18 protein-coding genes are annotated in these 23,413 nt (G+C 68.0%); 9 read left to right on the forward strand and 9 right to left on the reverse strand.

Going from position 1 to position 23,413, the window contains the following annotated elements:
* Positions 1-46 precede the first annotated feature (46 nt).
* On the forward strand, positions 47-637 hold the full coding sequence (locus MHY20_RS01385) for a DUF4245 family protein (protein WP_239374036.1): 591 nt from the start codon (positions 47-49) through the stop codon (positions 635-637).
* A gap of 18 nt (positions 638-655) precedes the next feature.
* On the opposite strand, the gene MHY20_RS01390 is transcribed toward MHY20_RS01385, so the two are convergent.
* The 5 genes from MHY20_RS01390 to yedE all read right to left on the reverse strand — a co-directional run bounded on the left by MHY20_RS01390 (position 656) and on the right by yedE (position 4,768).
* A complete protein-coding gene (locus tag MHY20_RS01390) occupies positions 656-1,627 on the reverse strand; it encodes a diaminopimelate dehydrogenase (protein ID WP_239374038.1) in 972 nt (323 codons plus the stop codon).
* Between the two features lie 137 nt (positions 1,628-1,764).
* The gene (locus MHY20_RS01395; protein WP_183375471.1) at positions 1,765-2,031 is read right to left on the reverse strand and encodes an exodeoxyribonuclease VII small subunit; all 267 of its coding nucleotides are present in this window, start codon (positions 2,029-2,031) and stop codon (positions 1,765-1,767) included.
* Positions 2,028-3,323 carry an exodeoxyribonuclease VII large subunit gene (xseA, locus tag MHY20_RS01400; protein WP_239374040.1) on the reverse strand — a complete coding sequence of 432 codons (1,296 nt, stop codon included), beginning with the start codon at positions 3,321-3,323 and terminating at the stop codon, positions 2,028-2,030. The genes MHY20_RS01395 and xseA overlap by 4 nt, the downstream gene beginning before the upstream one ends.
* A 57-nt stretch (positions 3,324-3,380) precedes the next feature.
* Positions 3,381-3,713, reverse strand: a complete 333-nt coding sequence (yedF, locus tag MHY20_RS01405) for a sulfurtransferase-like selenium metabolism protein YedF (RefSeq protein ID WP_183375467.1) — start codon at positions 3,711-3,713, stop codon at positions 3,381-3,383.
* The gene (gene yedE / locus MHY20_RS01410; RefSeq protein WP_239374042.1) at positions 3,710-4,768 is read right to left on the reverse strand and encodes a selenium metabolism membrane protein YedE/FdhT; all 1,059 of its coding nucleotides are present in this window, start codon (positions 4,766-4,768) and stop codon (positions 3,710-3,712) included. The genes yedF and yedE overlap by 4 nt, the downstream gene beginning before the upstream one ends.
* A gap of 343 nt (positions 4,769-5,111) precedes the next feature.
* Between yedE and MHY20_RS01415 the strand changes: the two genes are divergently transcribed.
* Both MHY20_RS01415 and MHY20_RS01420 read left to right on the forward strand, forming a co-directional pair.
* Entirely contained in the window at positions 5,112-6,176 is a 1,065-nt protein-coding gene (locus tag MHY20_RS01415) for a 4-hydroxy-3-methylbut-2-enyl diphosphate reductase (RefSeq protein WP_239374044.1), read from the forward strand.
* Between the two features lie 511 nt (positions 6,177-6,687).
* Positions 6,688-7,533, forward strand: coding sequence for a hypothetical protein (locus MHY20_RS01420; RefSeq protein ID WP_239374046.1), 846 nt, complete (start codon positions 6,688-6,690; stop codon positions 7,531-7,533).
* A gap of 81 nt (positions 7,534-7,614) precedes the next feature.
* Here the strand turns inward: MHY20_RS01420 and MHY20_RS01425 are convergent, their stop codons facing one another.
* Positions 7,615-8,478, reverse strand: a complete 864-nt coding sequence (locus tag MHY20_RS01425; protein WP_343217722.1) for a dienelactone hydrolase family protein — start codon at positions 8,476-8,478, stop codon at positions 7,615-7,617.
* Positions 8,479-8,601: 123 nt separating this feature from the next.
* The gene (locus tag MHY20_RS01435) at positions 8,602-9,780 is read right to left on the reverse strand and encodes a DNA recombination protein RmuC (protein ID WP_239374048.1); all 1,179 of its coding nucleotides are present in this window, start codon (positions 9,778-9,780) and stop codon (positions 8,602-8,604) included.
* Between the two features lie 118 nt (positions 9,781-9,898).
* On the opposite strand from MHY20_RS01435, the gene ychF reads away from it, so the two are divergent.
* The 3 genes from ychF to MHY20_RS01450 all read left to right on the forward strand — a co-directional run bounded on the left by ychF (position 9,899) and on the right by MHY20_RS01450 (position 13,165).
* Positions 9,899-10,984 (forward strand): redox-regulated ATPase YchF, encoded by a 1,086-nt coding sequence (ychF, locus tag MHY20_RS01440; protein WP_239374051.1) that lies wholly within the window; start codon positions 9,899-9,901, stop codon positions 10,982-10,984.
* A 133-nt stretch (positions 10,985-11,117) separates the two neighbouring features.
* A complete protein-coding gene (locus tag MHY20_RS01445; RefSeq protein WP_239374054.1) occupies positions 11,118-12,389 on the forward strand; it encodes an MFS transporter in 1,272 nt (423 codons plus the stop codon).
* Positions 12,386-13,165 carry a siderophore-interacting protein gene (locus tag MHY20_RS01450; RefSeq protein ID WP_239374057.1) on the forward strand — a complete coding sequence of 260 codons (780 nt, stop codon included), beginning with the start codon at positions 12,386-12,388 and terminating at the stop codon, positions 13,163-13,165. Before MHY20_RS01445 ends, MHY20_RS01450 begins: the two co-directional genes overlap by 4 nt.
* A 90-nt stretch (positions 13,166-13,255) precedes the next feature.
* Here MHY20_RS01450 and MHY20_RS01455 read toward each other — a convergent pair whose 3' ends face one another.
* On the reverse strand, positions 13,256-17,809 hold the full coding sequence (locus tag MHY20_RS01455) for a lamin tail domain-containing protein (RefSeq protein WP_239374060.1): 4,554 nt from the start codon (positions 17,807-17,809) through the stop codon (positions 13,256-13,258).
* A gap of 343 nt (positions 17,810-18,152) precedes the next feature.
* Here MHY20_RS01455 and MHY20_RS01460 point away from each other — a divergent pair, with 343 nt between their 5' ends.
* From MHY20_RS01460 to MHY20_RS01470, 3 genes are all read left to right on the forward strand, one after another.
* A complete protein-coding gene (locus MHY20_RS01460; protein WP_239374063.1) occupies positions 18,153-18,689 on the forward strand; it encodes a GNAT family protein in 537 nt (178 codons plus the stop codon).
* Positions 18,690-18,812: 123 nt separating this feature from the next.
* Positions 18,813-19,706 (forward strand): MerR family transcriptional regulator, encoded by an 894-nt coding sequence (locus MHY20_RS01465; protein ID WP_239374066.1) that lies wholly within the window; start codon positions 18,813-18,815, stop codon positions 19,704-19,706.
* A gap of 296 nt (positions 19,707-20,002) precedes the next feature.
* Positions 20,003-20,443, forward strand: a complete 441-nt coding sequence (locus MHY20_RS01470; protein WP_183375172.1) for a YtoQ family protein — start codon at positions 20,003-20,005, stop codon at positions 20,441-20,443.
* Between the two features lie 36 nt (positions 20,444-20,479).
* Here MHY20_RS01470 and MHY20_RS01475 read toward each other — a convergent pair whose 3' ends face one another.
* Positions 20,480-23,227 carry a cation-translocating P-type ATPase gene (locus MHY20_RS01475; RefSeq protein WP_239374068.1) on the reverse strand — a complete coding sequence of 916 codons (2,748 nt, stop codon included), beginning with the start codon at positions 23,225-23,227 and terminating at the stop codon, positions 20,480-20,482.
* Between the last annotated feature and the right edge of the window lie 186 nt (positions 23,228-23,413).

Below are 23,413 nucleotides of genomic sequence, written 5' to 3' on the forward strand. Positions count from 1 at the left end.
CGCACGGAGTCGCCCACCGCCCGGTGGTGCTGTCACAATGTCAGCCATGTCCGACCCATCGCTTGATCAGGCGCCGCCGAAGAAGCGGGAACTGCCCACGAAGAAGAACACCTCCGTCAAGAACATGGCGTGGGCCATGGGCCTGAACCTCATCCTGGCGGCGATCATCGCCGTGGCCGTGGTGGGGCTGGGCCGTGACAATGAGCAGAAGCCGTCGGCCGGGTCCGTCACCACCGTGAACATCGCCGAGTCCGCCGGCCGCGCCCAGGAGACCCTGCCGTTCCCCGTGGCGAAGCCCGAGATGGGGGAGGGGTGGCGGCCCATCAAAGCGCGGCAGGGCGGCTCCGGTGAGTCCGGCACGTGGACCGTGCAGCAGCGCTCAGCGAGCGGCGAACTGCTGACCTTCGTGCAGGGATCCGAATACGGGCCCGCGATCACCCAGCTGATGGGCGGGGAGTACCGAGCCAGTGGTGAGGAGCAGCAGATCGGCGGCGCCGACTGCGAATGGTTCGACGGCGACGACAAGCGCATCGCCCTCGGCTGCGACACCGGCGACTCCGGTTTCGTGGTGTACGGGGGAACGAACCGGGAGGACACGGCCGCCTTCGCCGAGAAGGCGGCGAGAACCGCGCAGTGACGCGCCGAGGGCGCACTCTCAGACGTCGCGGGCGATCAGCTCATCCAGCGGAGTCGGCGACAGCAGGTACGGCGCCACCTCCAGCACGGTGAACGCACCGACCTGGCCCGAGCGGTTCATACGGGCGGCGGCGCGGGCGTAGGCGACCTGCGCGGCCGCGGTGAAGTCCGGGTTGCGCTCCAGCTCCAGGGAGAACTCCACCGTGGACAGGGACCCGCCGAGGTCACCGGTGGTGATGACGCGGCCGCCGTGCGGCAGGCCCTGATGGTTCTTCTCGAACTCCTCGACGCTGACGAACTCGACCGTGGTCTCGTACGGCTCGAAGTAGTTCGGCATCGTCACGATCTGCTCGCGGATCCGCTCCTGCTCGGACTCCTCCGCCACCGCAACCACTTCGCGGCGGTGAGCGGTGTGCGCGGTGATGTCGGCGCCGTCACCGCGGCGGGCGGCCTGCAGGGCGTCGTCCGACGGGATCGTGTACTGCACGGCGCGCTGCACACCCGGCACCCGTCGGACCGCATCCGAGTGGCCCTGGGAGGCGCCGAGGCCCCAGAAGGTGTTCTGCTGCGCGCTGGGGAAGAGCGCCTCCGCCATGGTGCGGTTTACGGAGAACAGGCCCGGGTCCCAGCCCGTGCCGACCATGGCGGTGTTCCCGTTCGCACGTGCCGCGGCGTCCATGCGGGCGCGGTGGCCGGGGATGTCGGCGTGGTTGTCGTAGGTGTCCACGGTGGTGAACAGCTCCGCCCAGCCGGTGGCCTGCTCGGGGATGTCGGTGGCGGATCCCAGGCACAGAAGCACCACGTCGATGTCGTCGGTGTGCTCGGCCGCGGAATCGGCGGGGAACACGGGGGTGTCGGTGTCCAGGGAGCTGCGGCGGGAGAAGATGCCCACCAGGTCCATGTCATCCTGGGCGCGGATGAGCTTCTCCGCGCTGCGTCCGAGATTGCCGTAGCCCGCGATGGCGGCGCGGATCCGCTTCGTTTCAGTCATGGCACGAGCCTATGCCCCAGCCGTACTCGCTCGCCAAAGGCGCCCGGTGGGAGTGAGACGCGCACCGTTGAGCGGGCCGCGCCCTGCCGCAGCGGCGACGCCGGCCGGACACGGCTGCCGGTCGGCACTGCTGCGGGTCAGTTCTGCTGGTCGGTGCTCTGCGCCTGCTGGCGCTGCACGGCGGCGTCGAGGCGCTCGCGGGCGCCGTCGAGCCACTGCTGGCAGCGCGTGGACAGCAGTTCGCCGCGCTCCCACAGTGCGATGGACTCCTCCAGCCCGCCCTGCCCGGATTCGAGGCGCTGGACGATGCCGACGAGTTCGTCGCGCGCCTGCTCGTAGCCGAGCGCGCGGATGTCCTCCGGCAGCTCGGGGGACTGGGGGTCGTCGGGGGTGCTGGTGCTCATGCGGGGTCCTCCTCGGGTGAATCAGTGGGGCCGACGGGTGCCGTGCGGTCATCAGAGCCGGTGCTGACCGCACCGATGCGGCCCTCGGCCATGCGGATGGACAGGCGGGTGCCGTCGGGGGCGCTGACGGGGTCGGTGATGACGGTGCCATCGCTCAGCTGCACGGCCGCGTAGCCGCGCCGCATCGTCTCCAGCGGTGACAGGCTCCGCGCCTGCCGCCGCAGGTGCGAGATCTCGTCACCGGCGCGCTGCAGGCGCGCATGGATGATGGTGCGCACCATCGACATCTGGGAGCGCAGCTCATCGGATCGCGCACCGAGCATGGTGTGCGGCTGGGCGAACACGGGCCGGGAACGCAGCGCCTGCAGGTTCTGTGCGTCCCGGTCGATGCGGGCGCGCAGAGCGGACCTGAGGCGGGTGCGGGCCAGCTCCACGTGCTCGCGTTCGGCCATCATGTCCGGCACCGCGATCTTCGCGGCATCCGTCGGCGTGGACGCGCGCACATCCGCCACGAGGTCCAGCAGGGGAGTGTCCACTTCGTGGCCGATGGCGGAGATGATCGGCGTGGCGGCGCCGGCGGCGAGGCGCACGAGGGACTCGTCGGAGAACGGCAGCAGATCCTCCATGGAGCCGCCGCCGCGGGAGATGATGATGACCTCCACCTCGGGGCGCGCTTCGAGTTCGCGCAGTGCCGCGCTCACCTCGCTGACCGCTTTGGTGCCCTGGACGGCGACTTCGCGGATCTCGAATCGAACGGCGGGCCACCGCTTCTCCGCGTTGACCACCACGTCCCGTTCGGCGGCGGAGGCGCGCCCGCAGATCAGGCCGATGGTGTGCGGCAGGAACGGCAGCGGCTTCTTCCGGCCCCGGTCGAACAGGCCCTCCGCCGCAAGGGTGCGCTTCAGCTTCTCCAGGCGGGCGAGCAGCTCACCGAGCCCGACGGGGCGGATATCGGACGCCTCGAGCTGCAGGGTGCCGCGCTTGCTCCAGAAGGTGGGCTTGCACCGCACCACAACGGTCGCGCCCTGGGTCGGCTCCATCCCGGACTGCTGGAGGACGTTGTCGCGGATGGGGACGGTGAAGGAGGCGTCGGTGTCGGTGTCGCGCAGGGTCAGGAAGTGCAGGCCGGCTCCGCGGCGCATGTTCACCTGCACGAGTTCGCCGATCACCCACAGGGGCGACATGCGGTTGATGTAGTCGCGCACGTTGACACTGAGCAGCCGCACCGGCCACGGATTCTCCGGGGTGGTTTCGGCGGCGGTCGCGGCCAACTGCTGCGGGGGCTCAGTCATGGCCTCTACTCTGCCACGCCGCCCCGTGCTGCGCGGTGCTCCTCGAAGGAGCGTGGATCACTGCTCGTGTTGATGCCGTCGGCCCCGCAGGAAGCCGAAGCGGCGGCGCGGCTTCTCCTCGGTGAGGTGGCGGCCGAGCACGGCGTCACCGCGGCGGAACACGAACAGCATCGTGGCGCCCTCCTTCACGGGTTCCCCGAGCAGCTCGTGGCCCGCGGCGCGTGCGTCGTCGGGCACGTTGCGGTACGCCTGCGGGCAGTCGGTGGAGATCTCGATCGTCTCCCCGGGCCGCAGGCCGTGCAGTGCTTCGAGGGTGTGGATCACAGGGTAGGGGCACGACTCGCCGCGCAGGTCCAGCGAGTAGTCCGCGGTGCGGAACGAGGAACTCATGCGGCGACCTCCTCTCGCTCTGTCTGGGCGGATCCCTCAGCGTTGAGACGGCTGAGGCGACTGGTGCGGCGCGGCGACATCGCCAGCCACCACAGCGCCAGCAGAACCAGTGAGATCACCAGGGCTCCCCACAGGCCGCCGAAGCTCGTCAGACTGACCGGGGGAGCGGAGGCGACCAGATGGCGGTGGATGCCCCAGTGGTCCCAGCCGTAGGCGAGGACGGTGGCGCCGATGACATTGCCGCCGAACGCCACCCACGCCACTGTCTGCCCTTCCATCGCGCGGTACATCATGCCGGTTTCGCACGCTCCGGCCATGACGATGCCGAGGCCGAACAGGGTGCCGCCGATGACGGTGCCCCACCCGGCGGGCTTGGTCAGCGGGTCCATTCCGGTCACCAGCAGAACCACGAAGGTGGTGATGACGGCGGTCGCCAGGCCGATCACGAGCGCGTCGGAGAGCTTGGTCTTCCGCGTGACCCAGAGGTCGCGGAACGCCGCGGTGAAGCAGATCTGACCCCGCTGAATGAGCGCGCCGAACACGGTGCCGAACACCACGGCGACGGCGAGCAGGGGCCGCTCGGTGAGCAGGTACAGCAGGCATGCCGCGGCCAGAACCGCCACGATGACCGTGAACGCGGACAGGTGGCGGACCCGTCGGCGCCGGTTCTGCTCAGCGGTGAGGTGCTGGCGCGCGGACGCGGGGACAGGGCGAGTGGGGCCGCGCCACCAGCGCTGTCGGATCAGCTGAACACCCAACCAGGTGCCGATCGCGGTGGTGAGGGTGAACAGCCAGGCGTGCAGGGAGAACTGCGGAATGCCGGTGAACATGGCGGCGAGGTTGCAGCCGAAGGCGAGGCGGGCTCCGAACCCGGCGACGATGCCGCCGGCGAGTGCCTGGGGGAACCGGCGGCGCAGCGGCGGGGTCCGGACGCGGAAGTCGTCTGCCCAGAGTGCTGCGAGGAGGGACCCCGCGAGCATGGCGATGACGATCCAGCCGTCGGTGCGGTCCAGGGGGCCGCCCTCCAACGCGGTGACCTCCTGTAGTAGGTCCACGAACCGGGGTCGGCGCCGAGGAGCTCAACGGCATGTCCGCCCAGGCGGGTGAACTCACCGGTCACGGCCCAGACGGTTCCGGTGATCGCGAAGTAGGCGGCGCTGAGTGCGCCGAGGGCGGCGAACACGGGGCCGGGCGGCAGGCCCACGCGGGCGCGCAGAACGGAGTCGTAGGAGCGGTGGGGTGCTCGAGGAGCAGGCGATGATGTCACGGAGTCTCCGAAGCGGGCCGAGGGGACGAAGTCGATTGTAGACGGTCGGGAGGGGCTGGGATCCGGCCCGGTGTGTCCGCGCGGGTGGGCCAGCTCGCTTCGGCTGGGGTTCCCACCTCGTGGTCCGTAGGATGGTGGGCGTGACTGATCAGCGTGTTCTTCTTGCAGAGCCCCGCGGGTATTGCGCGGGCGTTGACCGGGCCGTTGTGGCCGTCGAGCGGGCGCTCGAGCACTTCGACGAGACCGTGTACGTGCGCCACGAGATCGTCCACAACAAGTTCGTGGTGGACTCCCTGCGTGAGCGCGGCGCCGTGTTCGTCGAGGAGGTCGACGAGATCCCCGAGGGGTCCCTCGTCATCTTCTCCGCCCACGGCATCTCCCCGGCTGTGCGCGAAGCCGCCGAGGAGCGGGGCCTGCGCACGATCGACGCGACCTGCCCCCTGGTGACGAAGGTGCACAAGGAAGCTGTCCGCTTCGCGAAGGCCGGCTACGACATCCTCCTGGTGGGCCACGCCGGCCACGAAGAGGTCGAGGGAACCGCTGGTGAGGCCCCTGATCACGTGCAGATCGTGGACTCCCGTGACGACCTCGACGCGATTCAGGTGCGCGACCCGGACAAGGTGGTGTGGCTGAGCCAGACCACCCTCAGCGTGGACGAGACGATGGAGACGGTGGAGCGGCTGCGTGAGCGCTTCCCGAACCTCCAGTCCCCGCCGTCGGACGACATCTGCTACGCCACCCAGAACCGCCAGGTCGCGGTGAAGAAGATCGCGCCCGATTCCGACCTCGTGCTCGTGGTCGGCTCCGCGAACTCCTCCAACTCCGTACGCCTGATGGAGGTCGCGAAGGAGAACGGTGCGAAGGACGCGCACCGCATCGACTTCATCAGCGAACTGAAGGACGAATGGTTCGAGGGCGTCACCACTGTGGGAGTCACCTCGGGGGCGTCCGTGCCGGAGGTGCTGGTGCAGGCGCTGCTGAAGGAGCTCGCCGAACGCGGCTACGGCACGGTGGAGCGTGTCCGCACCGCGCAGGAGGACCTGATGTTCTCCCTGCCGCGCGAGCTGCGCCAGGAGATGAAGGTGCAGGGAGCCGATGACCGTCGTGAGCGCCCGCAGCGGGACATGCGGGATGCGGCGGACCAGTCGCCGCTGTCCGGCCGGGGAGCTGCGCCGACGGGTGCCGACGCACAGTGAGCTGACCCCGCCCGTCGTGCACGCTGACCGCGGTTGAACGGGACGCAGACGAGAGAAGGACCCCACCGATCGGTGGGGTCCTTCGTTGTTGTCTGCTGAGCTCGGCGCGGGCGCTGAGACGAGTGGTCAGCAGCGGGCAGGGCTACGCGGCGGCCGGTGACGTCAGGATCGGTGCTAACTGAATAGTTTCCTCATTCGATTGTACGGCTCTGTTCGGACGATCGTCCCAATGAACCCAAGAGAGGTGAAAGCAGTCCTGGCCTGGGGGTTCGTGCGGAGAAGGGCTCTGGATGCGGAAGTGTTCCCGCCGGGGCGGTCTCACATATCGAGTCGGTGGCGCGAGTGGCGCAGAGACGCCTCCGCCGGGCGCCGAGCAGAGCGTTGACGACCGCGTCACGCCTCTGTAATCTACCTTCGGTTTGGTCAAGGACCTACTACGCGGTCAGGAGGAGCGCGCCGCTCCTGAATCGGGCTCGATCGAGGTGCGCTGAAGACACAGAAAGGGTTCACCGTGACCACTACCGGCCGACGGAATCTGTTGAAGGGCGCGACCTGGGCGGCCCCTGTCATCGCTGTCTCCACGATGGCTCCTGCCTACGCTGGCAGCCCTGTTCCCGGTACTGGGACGCTTGTGGCAGCCCCCTGGTCGAACACCTGGCGTGCAAGTAACCAGTACAAAGGAGCTGCTACCATCCTGCAGCCCTGGGTCATCTACCCCACGACACGGCCGTCCGGCACGGTGGCTGTCACCAATGAGACTCCTGCGTCACAGACCGCCAACCCGCTGACCAGGAAGGCCAGCGCATGGGATCCGATCTATCCGGATCAGAGCACGGGCAACTACAACGGCAACAAGGCCGAGGCGCCCGGTGCCGTGGGCAAGGGCGATGTCATCGAGATCTTCATCGAGAACATCGGCGGGAAGGACTCCTACGCGCCCCAGCCGCGCGTCGCTGGTCAGGAGCACACCACCTTCACTCATGACGGCACGCGCTACGGTCCTGACACATACGGCGCTGCTTGGCCGGATGTTCTGCTGCGCGACTACCGGCCGAACAATCCGGATGACTACTACGACTTCCTCAAGGCCAACGAATTCAGCGGTGCAGGCGTCAACACCGGCAAAGAGTCGTTCACGGGTGTCCCTTACACCACGGCGGATGGTCGCCACGGCTGGAAATGGGTCATCGAACTGACCAATCCCGTGGACAACGAACACGACGGGTCGGATGCGGTCACATTCGACATCCGCTACCCGCAGCACCGCCCTGAGGGGTCATTCCCCAAACAGACCTACGCCCAGTACCGGACCACGGTGATTTCGCCCTGGGGAACGGTGGTTTACACGTCCGCCTGATGGACCGGACGCGAAGGGCCCCGCAGGTAACGTACCTGCGGGGCCCTTCGTCGTGTGCGGACTGCCGCGCCCTAACGCGGATCAGCAGCTGGGGGAGCGGAACGTGGTGGACGGCAGGGCGTCCTGGCAGAGCAGTTCGGCGTAGCGCTCGTCGCCGTCCACATGCACCTTCATGAAGGACAGCATGCGGCCCTGCAGGGCGGGGTCGTCCACATTGCCGGCCCAGTGGGTGCCGGTGAGGTGGTTGATGAGGTAGCGGTCCTTCGCGCCGGTGAGGGAGCCGTAGATCGGCAGGGCGTACTGCGCGTAGGGGGCGACGTTGTCGAGCATGCCGCCCACCACGAGGGTGGGTTCGTTGACGCGGGGGAAGCCCTCCTTCGCCCAGGGGTGCACGGCGATGACGGCATCGAACTCGCGGGCCTGCGCGGCATAGAGGACACCACCGCCTCCCATGGAGTGGCCGATGAGCGCGGTGCGGTCCTTATCGACGATCTTCTGGATCGCGGGATGCTTGAGGCCCGACTCCATCGCGCGCACGGCCATGGTGGCCCGCTGCTGCGGCTGTTCGAAACCGGTGTACGTGTTGGCCTGCAGCACGATGAAGCCGTGGGAGGCGAGGCGCTTGGCGGTGACTTCGTTCACCGAGCCCGGCTCGAGGAATCCGGGCATGGCGACGACCAGGCCGTACTTCTCACCGTCCTTCGGGTTCGCGGGGTAGAAGAGGGTGCCGCCGCCGAAGCCGGAGAACTCACCCGCCTTGAGCTTGGTGGAGGTGACCTCGTACGGGCCGTCCTTGGTGATGGATTCCTGGGTGGGGGCGTCGCCGTGTTCGGCCGCGTTCGCAGCGGTGGGGGTGAGGGCGGCCCCGGAGAACGCGAGGGCGCCGGCGGCGAGGACTGCGGCGGTTCGGGAGGTGATGGTGGTCAGGAGGGATGAGCGGGTCACGGGATTCTCCTTCGGGTCAGTGGCTTCCATGACGCTGAGTGAATGGTAAGTCAGTCGTGACGTGCGTCGAAGTGGGTTCGGAGAATCTGTCCGCCTGGTGGGAAATGCCAGTCTCGGGGGCGGTCAGTCTGTGCTCGGATCGTGCTTGCCGGAGTCGCCGGAATCGCCGGTGTCGCGGGGGAGTTCGCGGGCGCGTGAAGTGACGGGCCCCGGCTCGGCGAGGGGCTTGCCCATTGCAGCGAGTTCCTCGATCGAACGCGCGGTCGGCATGACCCTCGACTGGTAGGAGCCGACCACGTCGTTGAATGTCTTCACCGTCCCATCGAGTGACCGCCCCAGTTTCGTGAAGTGCCGCCCCATGGTGGTGAGGCGTTTGTGGAGTTCCCTGGAGCGGGACAGCACTTCGAGGGCGTCCCGGTTGAGGGCGTCGGTGCGCCACGTGTGCGCCACGGTCCGCAGCAGCGCCATCAGCGTGGCGGGGGAGGCGATCACCACATCGAGGGTGAACGCGCCGTCCAGCAGGCCGGGATCCGCCTCGAGGGCGGCGGCGAGCACCCCATCGGAGGGAACGAACAGCACCACGAACTCCGGTGCGTCCCCGAGCCCCGCCCAGTACGACTTCGCACTCAGGGAGCTGACGTGCATGCGCAGAGCGCGGGCGTGTGCCTGCAGGTGGGCGGCGCGCTCCGACGGGTCCTGCGCGTCAACCGCGCGCAGGAACGAATCCATCGGCGCCTTCGCATCCACCACGATGGAGCGGCCCTGCGAGAGATGCACGACGAGGTCCGGGCGCTGCTCGCGGTCCCCGTCGGCCGACCTCCCCCTCTTCTGGGTGGAGAAGTCCGTGTGCTCCAGCATCCCCGCGGCCTCCACGATGCGCTGCAGCTGCACCTCACCCCACTGGCCGCGGGAGGAGGGGGCCTTGAGCGCTGAGGTGAGGGCCGCCGTGCCGTGGGTGAGGTCCGCGGTGGTCTGCGAGAGGCGGCGGAGCTGCGCGGTGAGGTCACCCTCGGAGCGTGAGCGGGCCGCCTCGGTGCGCGCCACCGACTGCTGCAGCTGCTCGAGGGACTGCCCGATCGGAGCGAGCGCAGCGGAGGTGCGGGCGTGGTCGCGGGAGTAGCGCTCGTCGGTCAGCGCCAGCAGCTGCTGCGAGGACTCCTGGGCCGCCTTCGCAGCGATCGCAGCGACATCCACCTGTTCGTCGTCGGCGCGTGAGCGGGTGCGCGCGGACCAGAGGGAGCCCGCGATGATGCCGAGCAGGAAGGCCGCAATGCCGATGACGATGACGATCCACATGTCCATGGGACTAGACCACCACGGGGGTGCGACATTTAAAGTCTGCGACACCCCGCCCGTGAGATCGGCCCCGTTCCCCAGCGGCCGGCGGCGGGCTGAGCAGGCGGCGGATAGACTGGCGCGCGTGGCTCTTACTATTGGAATCGTTGGCCTGCCCAACGTCGGCAAATCGACCCTGTTCAACGCACTGACCCGCGCCGAGGTGCTGGCCGCGAACTACCCGTTCGCGACCATCGACCCGAACGTCGGCGTGGTGCCCCTGCCGGATGCGCGCCTCGGCCGCCTCGCTGAGATCTTCGGTTCGCAGAAGATCCTGCCCGCGACCGTGTCCTTCGTGGACATCGCCGGCATCGTCAAGGGCGCCAGCGAAGGCGAAGGCCTGGGCAACAAGTTCCTCGCCAACATCCGCGAGGCCGACGCGATCTGCCAGGTCACCCGCGCCTTCTCCGACCCGAACGTGACCCGCGTGGACGGATCGAAGGACCCGCAGGGCGACCTGGAGACCATCTCCGCTGAGCTGATCCTCGCCGACCTGCAGTCCATCGAGAACGCCCTGCCGCGCCTGGAGAAGGACACCAAGCGCAAGGTCATCGACCGCGAGGTCCTGCCCGAGGTGATGAAGGCGAAGGAGCTGCTGGAGACCGGCGTGACCCTGTTTCAGGGCGCGAAGAAGGCCGGCATCGACACCTCGCTGCTGCGCGACCTGCAGCTGATGACCACCAAGCCGTTCATCTACGTGTTCAACACCGACGAAGAGGGCCTCGCTGACGCCGCCATGCAGCAGGAGCTGCGGGAGCTCGTGGCGCCGGCCGAAGCGATCTTCCTGGACGCGAAGTTCGAGTCCGAGCTCATCGAGCTGGACGAGGCGGAGGCGAAGGAGATGCTTGAGTCCACCGGCCAGGAGGAGTCCGGACTGGATCAGCTGGCGCGCGTCGGCTACGACACCCTCAACCTGCAGTCCTACCTCACCGCCGGCCCGAAGGAAGCGCGCGCGTGGACCATTCGCAAGGGCTGGACCGCTCCGCAGGCAGCCGGGGTCATCCACACCGACTTCGAACGCGGGTTCATCAAGGCCGAGATCGTCTCCTTCGACCAGCTCGATGAGGCCGGCTCGATGAACGAGGCCAAGGCCAAGGGCTGGGTCCGCATGGAGGGCAAGGACTACGTCATGGCCGACGGCGACGTGGTCGAGTTCCGCTTCAACGTGTGACCACCTGTCCGGCAGACCGTCGAACACGGCTCCCTGATGGGAGCGACGTCGCCTGCGCAACTGGGCCCGCATTAGCGCTAGACGCGAGTTTCATAATTCCGTAAGGTTACCCTTGCCTAACGGAAGGATCTCCATGAGCGCTACCGCCCCCGCCGTCCTGGTGACGGCTACGGCCCCGCACGATGATCAGGACCACACGACGACCCACGGCGTGCTGCCGCTCGTCGCGTCCCTCTACGTCACGCAGTATCTGGGTGTCGGCTTCATCTACGTCGGGCTGACCGCCATCCTGCGGCGCGAAGGAGTCTCCCTCGAAAGCCTCGCGGCCGTCTCCCTGGCGGGCGCAATGTGGGCGCTCAAACCCCTGTGGGCGCCGCTCGTCGACCGATTCGGCCGGACCAAGACGGGCCACTACCGCACGTGGCTCCTCGTGCTGCAGCCACTCCTGGCGCTCGCCAGCCTCGCCCTGGTCGCGATTCCTGAGCCCGCCCAGCATCTCGGCGTCCTCGGTGCCGTCATAGCGCTCTACACCTTCATCAGCGCCACGCAGGACATCGCCGCCGACGGCCTGACCGCCCGCGCCGTCAACGACGCGACGCGACCACTCGCCAACGGCATCGCCAACGCAGCGCAGTGGGTCGGCAACATCCTGGGCGGCGGCGTCATCGTGCTGATCTTCGACGCCTTCGGCTGGGCGCCGGCGATGATTGCGCTGGCTGCGCTCTGCCTCATCCCGCTCCCGCTCAGCCTTCGCCATCGCGAGCGCCTCCCCGATGCTCCCGAGCTGCGGCTCGGCCCTGCCTATGCCTCTCTCGTGCGAGTGTTCCGTCAGCCCGGCGGGCGCATGTGGGGACTCGCGGTGATGCCGCTGTTCCTGGCCGGCACCACCGCCGCGTACGGCCTCCTGTCTCCCGCACTCACCGATGCCGGCTGGGGGCTGGATCGTCTCGGCTGGGTGCTGGGAATGTTCCTCGCCATCCCCGCGGCGGCGGCCTCCCTGATCGTCGGGCCGTGCGTTCGACGATTCGGGGTCTCGCGCTGCCTGCTCACCGTCGGGCTCGTGGATGCGTTCGCCGTGATCGCGCTGCTCCCGCTGGCCTCCGGGTGGGCGCCCTTCCTGCTGACCGTGGTGGTCCTCAGTGTGTTCGTGGCGGCGATGGCGGCGGCGAGCACTATCGTCTACACCGTCAATATGTCGTTGGCTCGTCCCGGTTCCGAAGCCACCGACTTCACAGTGCTCGCCGCTGTCGCGATGACCGCGAGCTACGTCCTCGGCGCCGCAATCATGTACGCCGCGGGAACCGTCGGCTACGCTCCCGTGTTCCTCGTGAGCGCGGCACTCGCTTTCCTCGGCACAGCAGCGGGGGTTGCGCACACCCGTCGAATCGAGGCGAGCACCGCATGAGCAACATCTCCGTCTCACAGGGCGACGGCCCGATGCGGGTTCACGTGGCTCGCTCCGAACGCATCTCCTCGTGCATCCAACGGGTCACATTCACCGGCGATGACCTCGCACGCCTCCGCTGGCGTGGTTTCGACCAGTGGGTGCGCCTGTTCCTGCCGACGAGCGATCCTGCGAGCCTGGATCACGTGCCTGATCGCATCACCAGGGGGACGTACGCGCGCCTGCTCACCGTGCCGGCCAGGCGCCGCCCATCGGTGCGCTCGTACACCCTGCGTGCCTGGCGCCCGGACGCCGGCGAACTGGACATCGATTTCGTTCTCCACGGCGACAAGGGAGTCGCCGGCCCTTGGGCCGCGAGCGCGCGGCCCGGTGACCGCGCAGCGCTCCTCGACCAGGGGTGCGGGTGGCCCGAGCCCTCAGCGCAGAACCTCCTCCTGGCTGCCGATGAGACCGGACTTCCCGCCGTCGTGGGTGTTCTGCGGGACCTCCCGCGCACGGCGCGCGGCTGTGCGCTGGTGGAGATCCCTGATCCGTCGGACGCGCAGTCGGTGGAGCTCCCCAGCGGGATGGAGCTGCGCTGGTTGGTGCGCTCCGCTGATGTCGCCCCGGGAGCCATGATCCTCGGCGAGCTGCCGCAGCTCGACCTTCCGACGGCCGACCGCCACGCGTTCGCTGTGGGGGAGTCCGCGCTGGCCACGGGAGTGAGGCGGCATCTTGTCCGTCAGCGCGGCTGGGCGCGAGGCGAGGTCACCTTCTGCGGCTACTGGAAGTGCTGACGGCGCCCGCCGACGTCAGCGCCGTCGGCGCCGTGGAGCAGGCGGGGCCGCGCCCCATGCAGGAGCGCGACCCCGTCGTGCGGGTGAATGCTAGCGGCGACTGCGGCGCAGGCGAATCACCGCCGCCCCGGCTGCGATGAGCACGACCGCCGCCGCGATCAGCCCAGCGGCTTCGGTACCGGTCCGCGGCAGGAAGCCCTCACGGGCGGACTGAGCGGAATCCGACTGCGGACGAGAGTCCCGGCCGGAACCCGCGGTCGCGTCCTGGCCCGATGCGCCTGCCGTCCCCGCCTCCGGTTTCTGTGCATCCCCTGGCGCCGATCCGTGACCAGCCTCGTCACTCACCCCTGGTCCTGCCGGCTTCCCCGGCTCTTCGGGGTCACGCGGGTCATTGGCCACGGGCTGCCCAGGCACGGTGGGGGACTGCGGCTTCGAGGGCTTCCCAGGGGCGGGTGACGTTCCCGGGCCCTTGGGGTCCGACGGGTTCTCCGGCGTCTCCGGCAGCTCCTCCACGTCACAGTCCTCGCCCTTCACGGTGACGTCCTGAACAGGCGAATAGTGCTTCGCACCGTACGGATCCGTGGTGAGAACGTAGAAGGAATGCGTGCCGTCAGCGAGCTCCTTCACGTCGACCGACACCTCCGACGGTGACGCTGCGCCCTTGACTGCGCCCAGTTCGGTGCTCGTGAGCACGTCGATGCGGGCATCGGTCGAGGTGAGCGACTTCGTGCGGGGCTCGAGCCCCAGGTCGGCGTAGCTCACCTGGAACTCCTGGTGCTCGGGCTCCAGGCTCGGGTCCTCCGAGTTGTAGATGTCGCGGACCGGGGAATACGTGCGCGCGATCATCTTTTCGCCCTGGTTGTCGAAGTGCATGAGGCGGAGGAAGCCCTCGCCTCCTTCGGGCAGGCCCTGGTAGTCGAACAGCATCTGCGTGACGGTCCGCTCCTTCGTGCCGTCGCCGTCGTCATCGAACGTGTCCACACGGGTGTAGGCATCGTGGTAGTGGCCGCTCATCACTGCCCGAACATTCGGGTTCGTGGCCACGACCTCGTCGTAGATCCGCTGCGGGACCGGCCCGAGTCCGCCGGTGGTGAGCATGTATTCATGCAGGTTGATGAAGGCGGTTCGTTCGGGATACTTCGCCAGGACTTCGTTCATCCACGCGATCTCCTCGTCGCCCGGATCCCAGCCCATGTAGAGCATGATGAAATCGTGACCGCCCGCGGAGATGAGGTCGTAGTGGCCGCGGTTGTCCTTGTAGCTGCCGCCGTACCACGGGTTGCCTGCATATCGGGCCTCGCCGAAGTGCTTCGAATAGGCCGTGAAGTCGTTCGACAGGTGGCCCACATCGTGGTTCCCGGCGAGGACGCCGTACGGGAGCTGTGCATCATCGAGCATCCGATACGCCTGATCGGCGTTGTCCCACTGGTACTGCTTGTCCGCCTCATCCACGATGTCGCCGGTATGGAACACGTACTGAAGGTTCATCTCGTCTCGGCGGTCCAGGAAGTAGTCGTGGATCGCCAGCTGGCTCTCGAAGTACGATTCGTTGTAGTACTGCGTGTCCGATTCCCACCCGAAGGTGAAGTCGTAGTCGCTGCGCGGAGTGTCGTCCGGGTGGTGAGGTGTGACCGCGGTCGAACGGTCGGACAGGTTCTTGCCCGCCCATCCTTCCGAATGCTGCACCACAGCGCGGATCTCACCATCCACGGTGTGTCCCGCGAGGGGCACCATCGCTTCGAGCGTGCCGGCACCGGACTTCGAGTCGGTGAGCGTGACGTCGACTTCCTCGTAGGCGCTCTTGTCGGTGTTCCACACCAGGAGTCGCACACGCGCACCGGGGTCGGTTGTGCCGCTCCAGGCCACACGGATGAGCGAATCCTCGGGGGAGCCTTCAGGGACCGGCGTGGTGAAGGCATGGAAGGGCAGCGCATCATCTGAGGTCGTTGCCCTGCCAGCGCTCACTTCTGCGCCCGTGCGTTCGCTCTGGTCCGCATCCTGCACTGCGCCGCCTGTGCCGTTGAGAGTGCCGTTGGACAGTGACGCGCTGTGTCCCTCCCGGAACGACACGTCCAGCGCATCCCCACTCGGGTCAGACACCTGCGCTGTGAGGGACGAGTCGGTGCAGACGCTCAGCTCCGCTCCGGGTTCGGTGACGATCTCGCCCGACGGCTGCTCCAGCGGCGTGGTGAAGGTGATCGTCTTCTTCGAGGTGTTCCCCACCGTGTCCTTCGCCGTGATGACCAGTGTGTGGGTTCCCGGCTTCATGGTGAGGCTCGAGAAGGTCGTACCGGACTCCACCGGTTCACCGTCGAGTGCTGCATTCACCGATTCGAGACCCGAGCCCGTGTCCGTGGCGGAGAAGTCCACGGGGAACTCTCCTCGCAGTTCCGCTCCGTCGGCGATCGGTGACGTGATCTCCGGCCCGGTGTTGTCCACGATGACGGTTCGTTCCACGCGCGATCCATCAGGTCCGATTCCGCAGACGGTGTGCTCGCCGTCGGCCACCGTCGTGGTGTCCCAATCGGCAGAACGAGCAGTGAAGACATCGGATGGAATGTCGAACTTCGCGTTGAGGATGTCAACCTTGCCCGCGGAATCCCCCATCTGGATGATGGTGTCGGGGTTGTCCCATCCTGGGGCGCGCAGCGTGCGGCCGTCGGGGAGAATGAGGCGCACATTCCGGACGGTGAAGTCGTCGTTGTTCTCGTTCTCGTCGATGCCGGGCTTCGCTTTCGTTCCCGCGGCGATATCGAGCTGCAGGTTCTTCCCCTGGGTCACATATGTCAGGGGAACGTCGGTGGAGATCGTGGCCCACTTGTCGTAGAGCCCCTCGTCGAATACGTGCAGCACGTCGTCGCCTACGAGCACACCGTTGCGGAAGTAGGTGTCGGTCTGCGACGCCTCGAACGCAAAGACCGGCGAGGTCTCGAGGGATGGCTTCGCCCCGGTGAGTGTGGTGCCGTCCACGCACACCTCCGGCTCGTCGGAGGGGCTGTCGGTTGCTGCGGAAACGGGCACTGTGCCGTTGACGAACTGGCCGTCTGTCAGATTGAGGCGCAGCGGATCAGTGTCTGCGCCGTCCACTGGGACGCGGACAGCGTCCAGGGTCGACTCGTGCGTGCCGTCCGAGGCCGCCACCGAGTATTCGAAGTGCTTCTTGCCGGTGAGGTCCGCCTGCGGGATCGTGAGCGTGAACGTGCCGTCGGCGTTCCTCGTCAGGTTGTGCACCTGCGGCGTGGCGTCGGAGCTTGATGAGAGCGACACCTCCACTCGGCGCACCTGCACATCGTCGCTGATGGCGAACGTGAGCTGGGCGTCCTTCGAGGGGTCGATGGAGGCGGGCGAACGGTCCTCGATCTTGGGGGCGGCGGTGTCGGGGTTGAGAGCGACCGGTTCGCTCGGCACTTGGCCCGGCTGAGCTGAGCCCGGCGTGGCCGCAGACTTCTCCATGATCATGCCGGTGGCGAAGTCCTTGGGATCCACGGTGTAGTGGATGCCGGCGTCTGGGCCGGTGTCGTCAGCACCGCCCACGTTGTAGAACACGCGGTGCACCGGATCGCCCGCGCGGGTCTGGATCTCCATACCGCGGATCGAGCCGTTCGCCATGCCGGCGGACTCGATCTCGACCAGCTCGAACGAGTTCGGGTCGACGTTGTAGTTCTTTGCGAAGTCTTCCTTGGTGAGATCCGCATTGGGACCGTTCTTCACCCATGCCACCACGGTCTTTCCAGGCTCAACCACGGCATTGCCCGGGCTCATGGGCCACACGGCGGCGTTGGTGATGGTGAGGTCATCAGTGGGGTAGAGGTAGCGGAGCTGGTAGTCGGCCAGACTGATCGGTTCGGTGGTCGGGTTGTAGATCTCGATGAATTCGTAGCCGTCAGAACCGCCGACGTTCGTGGAGTCGGGGACCAGCTCCGTGATCATGAGGTGCCCCACGGTGGTGTCAGGGCCCGGGCCCGGAATGGTGGGCGCGGGGTCGCCGGGATCTGTCGGATCCGGTGCGCCGGGGTCAGGGTCCGACGGCTTCTCGGGATCCTCCGGCGCCGGCCGGTCGTCGAGCTGCTGGGGGTCCACCGTGCCGGCGGTGGGGGCTGACAGTGAGGCGAAGACGTCGAGGGAGCGTGCCGCGGCATCGGCTGGCGTTCGGAAGTGGATGGTCTTTCCGGCTCCGACGCTTCCTGTGGGGTAGAAGGCGCGGACCACTTCACTGCCCGAGGCGTCGGAGATGCGGATGCCGCGTTCGCCGCCGTTCGCCATGCCCGGCTGGCCTTCGATCTTCTCCACGCGCGTGTCGGCATCGATGCCCCATGCTGCTCTGAAGTCATCCGCGGTGTATGCCGATGTGTCGACCGTGGTGCTCGTGTAGTTCAGCCACAGCACCACGGTTTCACCGGGCTCAACGGTGACGGGGGATTCAACCGTGAGCGGGACGTCCTTCGACGTGTCGGCGGAGTCGGCATAGATGTAGCTGAGCGCGAGGCCGCCGTCACCGATGGTTGCCGGTTCGGTCCCGGGGTTGGTGACTTCGATGAATTCGAAGTTGTCCACGCCGCTGTTGTCGGGGGCGATTTCGGTGACGATGAGCGGCCACGTTTCAGGAGCAGCGGCCGACGCGCTCTGGATGACCGAAGGAGCCACACCGGCAGGAAGGACTGCGGGGGCGATGACGATCGAGCAGCTGAGTGCGGCTGCTGCGAGTGTGCGGGAGGAGAAAGCGGGGGTTCTGCGTGCCTGAGCATGCCAAAGAGGGGACACGTGCGTCTCTTTCATCGGGGGGATAGGGACCTATACCTCTACGGTGCGCGCGTGGCGGCCAGGTGAATGAGAAGTGACGTATTGGGGCCAGTGCCGGTAGGACAGCGGGTATTCTTCGACAAGTCACGGAACCGTCCGGTGCGGACGAAGACTGTGCGGACAGCTGGCAGGAGGAGATCGAGATCGTGGACGAGCAGATCGCAGTGAGAGCACCGGGGCGGGTCGCATGAGCGGCGCGTCCCCTGTTCTGCGCCGGCTTCGGCCCGGCGATGCCCCAGCGGTGCTGTCGGCCTTCCGATCGAACCCCGACATGGCGCGCCAGGGCGATGTGTCGACTCCTGCCGATTCAGAGCGCTATGTGAACAGGTTGACGGAGGCGGGTGCGCCGCACGAAGCCTGGGCCATCGTCGCCGAGGACGAGCTGGTCGGCCTCGTGTGCGTGAGCGTCGATGACACGAACCTCAACGGGTGGTTCTGGTACTGGATGACGGACGCGGCCCGCGGACGCGGGTGGATGTCCGCGGCGGCCGCCACCGTCGCGACGTGGGCTCTGAGCGAGGGCGGGCTGGAGCGTCTCGAGCTGGGGCACCGCGTGAACAACCCTGCATCCGGAGCAGTGGCGAGACATGCCGGGTTCGTGAAGGAGGGGACTGAGCGGGCGAAGTTCCTCGTGGACGGCCAGCGGATCGACGTTGACACCTATGGGCGGCTCAGGTCTGATCCTTCGCCGTCCTTCGACCCCATCCCGATGATCGACCACTAGCAGCGGGACCCGCCATGGATCCTCGTGCCTTCCAGCCGGCCCGGAATGTTGACCTTCCAGTTGCTGGATGCCGCACGGTTGTGGTGTCAGCACGTGCTGACGACACAGCAGAAGGGATTTGCGATGATGAACATCGGACAGTTCGCGTACAGCACAGGACTGAGCGTGAAGACGCTCAGGTACTACGACGAGATCGGTCTGCTCCCCGCAGCCGAAGTGGACGAATTCAACGGCTACCGCTCCTATCGGGCCTCACAGCTGCGCGACGCGGCACTGCTGCGGGTGCTGCGCACGTCCGGTATGGGAATCTCCCAGATGAAGCGGGCGCTCACCCATCCGGCCGAGATCGATGAGCTGCTCGCCCAGCGCCGAGCCGAACTCGCTGCGCAGCGAGAACTCGAGGACTGGGCACTGGAGGAGGCCCCGCACTGGCAGGACATCGATCTGAATGCGGTGAAGACACGCAGCTGCGCAGCACAGCCCTGGGTCGGCGTCGCTGTTCCTCTGGATCTGCGTGATCTGGTCGACGATGCTGATGGGCAGGCAGCTGAGGAGTGCTTCGGGCGCGTGGCGGAGCTGTCCTCCGGCCTGTTCGCCGAACTCGCGTCACGGGGGCTGGTCGACGCTCAGGACGCGGGGGAGCACCACTCGTGGATGGAGCTGCGCACTGAATCTGCACGCCCGAGCGTTATCCAGACGGCGTGCTGCATTCCCGTTGATGACAGGATTCGGGCGGACTTCACGATCGATGGGCACCCGGTGATGACCGGGGAGCTGCCTGACCGTGTCGAGGCCTTCGTCGCCGAGAGCGTCGCGGCCGCTGACAGCGCCGACAGCGAACGCCAGCGCCCGGAGGACCGGCTCGCCGGTGGCCCGCTTCCGCAGCGCGCGGGGATCGCGCTGTCCCTGGTGGCGGAGCAGGCCGGAGCGGACCCCTTCTGCGTCCGGCAGCAGACCAGGGAAACCGCCGACGGGTTCGAGCTCGAGTACAGCCTGACGCTGCCTGCGGGGCAGTGAACGCGGCTGCGTGAGGACCGCCCCGGCGCCACGGGGCTCCGACCTCGTGGCGCTGGGCTGATCGGTACTGTGCAGAGGTGGTGACGTCAGACCACGTCGTCCGGCACTACCGGTCCGCGGATGCCCGCGTGAGCGCGGAGGTGTTCGCCAGACTCCTTCCGGTGATCCGCAGCGCATCCTCATCCATGCCGCCAGGATTGGGACGACGAACCGCCAGCACCCGTCGGCCGCCCCGACCAGGCGGCTACGATGGCGGCAGCCCACCCGCACACCAGACGCGACAGAGGAGCCGCACCATGACCTTCACCGTGTACCTCTCCGGCGAGATCCACTCCGACTGGCGCGAGGAGGTCCAGCGCGGTGCTGAAGCCGCCGGCCTCGACATCACCTTCACCGCGCCGGTCACCGACCACCCCGCCAGCGACGCCGCCGGTGACCACCTCGGCGACGCCCCCGAGGGCTGGTGGCGCGACAACCAGTCCTCCAAGGTCAACGCGATCCGCACCCGCACACTCATCCAGCAGGCCGATCTCGTGGTGGTGCGCTTCGGCGACAAGTACAAGCAGTGGAACGCGGCGTTCGACGCCGGCTACTGCTCCGCCCTCGGCACCCCCTACATCACCCTCCACGACGAGGACATCGTCCACCCGCTCAAGGAAGTCGACGCCGACGCCCAGGCCTGGTGCCGCACCACTGATCAGGTCGTCCAGACCCTCCAGTACGTCCTGAAGGGCTGAGAGGACCGCGCCCGGCGCCGTCCTGGCACACGCCCGTCAGCGGCGCCGCAGCATCCGCACGATCAGGCGGCGCACCTCCTCGATCAGCAGGAACACCACCGCGGCGCCCAGCACCACCAGCCAGTGCGCGCCGTCCAGCGGCACGGTCGAGAACGCCGTGTTCAGCAGCGGGACGTACAGCACCAGCAGCTGCAGGCCGAGCGTGATCCCCAGCGCCGCCCACAGCTTCCCGTTCGTGAACAGGCCCACCGCCATGCTGCGGTGCGCGTGCCGCACCGACAGGGCGTTCACGATCTGCAGCACCACCAGCACCGTGAACGCGACGGTCCGCGCCGTCGTCGCATCATCGGAACCGTCGATCAGGCCGCCGGGCAGTCCAGCATCCAAAGTCAGCAGCGTCAGCGCGCCCATGACGAAACCCGTCCACAGGATCCGAGCCCACTCCGGGCCGTTCAGAGCCCGATCACCCGGGCGGCGCGGCGGATCCTGCATCACCGAGTCATCCACCGGATCCAGACCCAGCGCCAGAGCCGGCAGGGAATCCGTCACCAGGTTCACCCACAGGATCTGCGTGGCCAGCAGCGGCAGGAGCACGGACCCGTCGGCCTGAGTCAGCCCGAGCAGCCCCGCGAGGAACACACCGCCCATCACCGTGAGCACTTCGCCCATGTTCGAGGACAGCAGGTACCGCAGAACCTTCGTGAGGTTCCGGTAGATGCCGCGGCCCTTCTCCACCGCGGTGATGATGGAGGCGAAGTTGTCGTCGGTGAGGATCATGGCGGCGGCGTCGTGGGACACCTGCGTGCCGGTGATGCCCATCGCCACGCCGATGTCGGCGCGCTTCAGCGCAGGGGCGTCGTTCACGCCGTCACCGGTCATCGCGACGACCGTGCCGCTCTCCTGCAGGTGGCGCACGATCCGCAGCTTGTGGCTCGGGTTCACCCGGGCGAACACGGACGTGCCGCTGACCGCGTCGGCGAATTCGGCATCGTCCAGGGCATCGACCTGAGCGCCCGTCATCACCTGCGGCTGGTTGATGCCGAGGTCCTCAGCGATGCGGCCCGCAGTCAGCGGGTGGTCACCGGTGATCATGATGACCCGGATCCCTGCGTGCTGCGCTTCGGCGATCGCATCGGCCGCTTCGGGGCGCGGCGGGTCGATCATCGCCGCAAGCCCCACAAACGTCAGGTCCTGCTCGGCGTCCTCCGTCAGGTCGCCGGAAGTCGTCCAGGCGCGGCCTCCGTCGGCCTCCCGGATCGCGACCGCAAGCGTGCGGTACGCGTCCCCCGCGAGCCGCGCGATCTCGCCCTCGATGCCGGTGCGACCCGCCTCATCCAGCGGCGCATCGCCGCCCGCGGTGCGGATGCGGGAGCATCGCGCCAGCACCACATCCGGCGCGCCCTTCATGATCAGCAGCGGCTCCCCGGCCTCACCCGTCACCGCGACCGACATGCGCTTGCGCTCCGAGGTGAACGGCAGCTCATCCATGCGCTCCCACCCGGGGATCGTGTGCGGGCCGTCAGCGCAGGCCAGCAGGAACGCCGCCTCCGTCGGATCCCCCAGCGGCCCCTCCGGTGTGAGCCGCGCGTTCGAGGCAAGCGCCCCCAGCTGCAGCGTCGCAGCGGCGGCACTGTCCGACGCAGCTTGGTCACCGTCAGCGGTCACCACCCGTTCGATCGTCATCCGGTTCTGCGTCAGCGTGCCTGTCTTGTCCGTGCACACCACGCCCGCTGAGCCCAGCGACTCCACCGCATCCAGCTTCTTCACGATCGCGTTGGAGCGGGCCATCTCCCACACACCGAGAGCCAGCACCATCGACACGATCGCCGTCAGCCCCTCCGGCACCGCCGCCACCGCCAGCGACACCCCCAGCAGCAGCACCGTCACGATGGAGGACAGCGAATGGTCATCGGTCGCGAGGTACGCCGCGACCATGACGATCAGGGCGATGGCGATGACCGCGATGGTGAGCATGCGGCCGACGGATGCCATCTCCTTCTGCAGGGGCGTCTCCACTTCGCCGGCGTCCGAGATCATGTCAGCGATCTTCCCGATCTCCGTGGCGGCGCCCGTCCCCGTCACCACGGCGGTCGCGCTGCCCTGCGTGACGGCCGTCCCGGAGAACACCATGCACGTCCGGTCGCCCAGTGCCGCATCGCGAGCGACCTCATCCGCGGACTTCTCCACCGGCACTGACTCACCCGTGAGCGCCGCCTCCGCCACCATCAGGTGGCCCACCCTGACCAGGCGCGCATCCGCCGGGACGGCATCGCCCTCACCGAGGTGGAGGATGTCCCCGGGGACGAGGTCCGCTGCCTTGATCTCCATCTGCCGCCCGTCCCGGGTGACGGTGGCGTGCAGGCTCGTCATCTGCGACAGCGCTGCGACCGCGTCAGCGGCCTTCAGCTCCTGCACGAGACCGATCACGGTGTTCAGCACGATCACCGCGGCGATCACAATCGCATCCACCGGCAGGCCGTGCATGCCCTCCGCCGCCCACGCGATCACCGACACCACGATTGCTGCGAGCAGCAGGTAGGTGAGCGGCTCGGCGACCAGCGCCAGGGCGCGGCGCCAGATCGGCACCGGGGGCGCGGAGGCGAGTTCGTTGCTGCCGAAGTGCTCGCGGCGCTGCGTCGCGTCAGCGGCGCTCAGCCCGGTCGCGACCTGTGCGTCGAGCGCGGTGAGGATGTCGGAAGCCGATGACGCATGGGGGTCCGCCGGGGGAGGGGTGAGGGGAGGGCCCGCCGGCGGAGGGACGGGGGACTGCGCTGCGCTGCTCATACCTCGAGCCTATGCCGCTTTTCGGCGCCGCCCCGGGGCCTTCAGCCTGGTGGCGGTGATCCACGGCCCCGAACCCGGCGATCGACAGGGCTGACCCCGGTGCGCACAGGTCCAGGTGTGCACAAACTGGAGATTTCCGCCGGATCGGAAGGCCGAACCCCGCCGCAGGTGAGTTCTGCTCCAACT

It is taken from the genome of Helcobacillus sp. ACRRO, assembly GCF_022347125.1.
GTDB lineage: Bacteria > Actinomycetota > Actinomycetes > Actinomycetales > Dermabacteraceae > Helcobacillus > Helcobacillus massiliensis.

Coding starts and splice junctions, on each gene's coding strand:
- MHY20_RS01385 (WP_239374036.1), top strand. CDS start 47: ATGTCCGACCCATCGCTTGATCAGGCGCCGCCGAAGAAGCGGGAACTG.
- MHY20_RS01390 (WP_239374038.1), bottom strand. CDS start 1,627: ATGACTGAAACGAAGCGGATCCGCGCCGCCATCGCGGGCTACGGCAAT.
- MHY20_RS01395 (WP_183375471.1), bottom strand. CDS start 2,031: ATGAGCACCAGCACCCCCGACGACCCCCAGTCCCCCGAGCTGCCGGAG.
- xseA (WP_239374040.1), bottom strand. CDS start 3,323: ATGACTGAGCCCCCGCAGCAGTTGGCCGCGACCGCCGCCGAAACCACC.
- yedF (WP_183375467.1), bottom strand. CDS start 3,713: ATGAGTTCCTCGTTCCGCACCGCGGACTACTCGCTGGACCTGCGCGGC.
- MHY20_RS01415 (WP_239374044.1), top strand. CDS start 5,112: ATGGTGGGCGTGACTGATCAGCGTGTTCTTCTTGCAGAGCCCCGCGGG.
- MHY20_RS01435 (WP_239374048.1), bottom strand. CDS start 9,780: ATGGACATGTGGATCGTCATCGTCATCGGCATTGCGGCCTTCCTGCTC.
- MHY20_RS01445 (WP_239374054.1), top strand. CDS start 11,118: ATGAGCGCTACCGCCCCCGCCGTCCTGGTGACGGCTACGGCCCCGCAC.
- MHY20_RS01450 (WP_239374057.1), top strand. CDS start 12,386: ATGAGCAACATCTCCGTCTCACAGGGCGACGGCCCGATGCGGGTTCAC.
- MHY20_RS01460 (WP_239374063.1), top strand. CDS start 18,153: ATGAGCGGCGCGTCCCCTGTTCTGCGCCGGCTTCGGCCCGGCGATGCC.
- MHY20_RS01465 (WP_239374066.1), top strand. CDS start 18,813: ATGATGAACATCGGACAGTTCGCGTACAGCACAGGACTGAGCGTGAAG.
- MHY20_RS01470 (WP_183375172.1), top strand. CDS start 20,003: ATGACCTTCACCGTGTACCTCTCCGGCGAGATCCACTCCGACTGGCGC.
- MHY20_RS01475 (WP_239374068.1), bottom strand. CDS start 23,227: ATGAGCAGCGCAGCGCAGTCCCCCGTCCCTCCGCCGGCGGGCCCTCCC.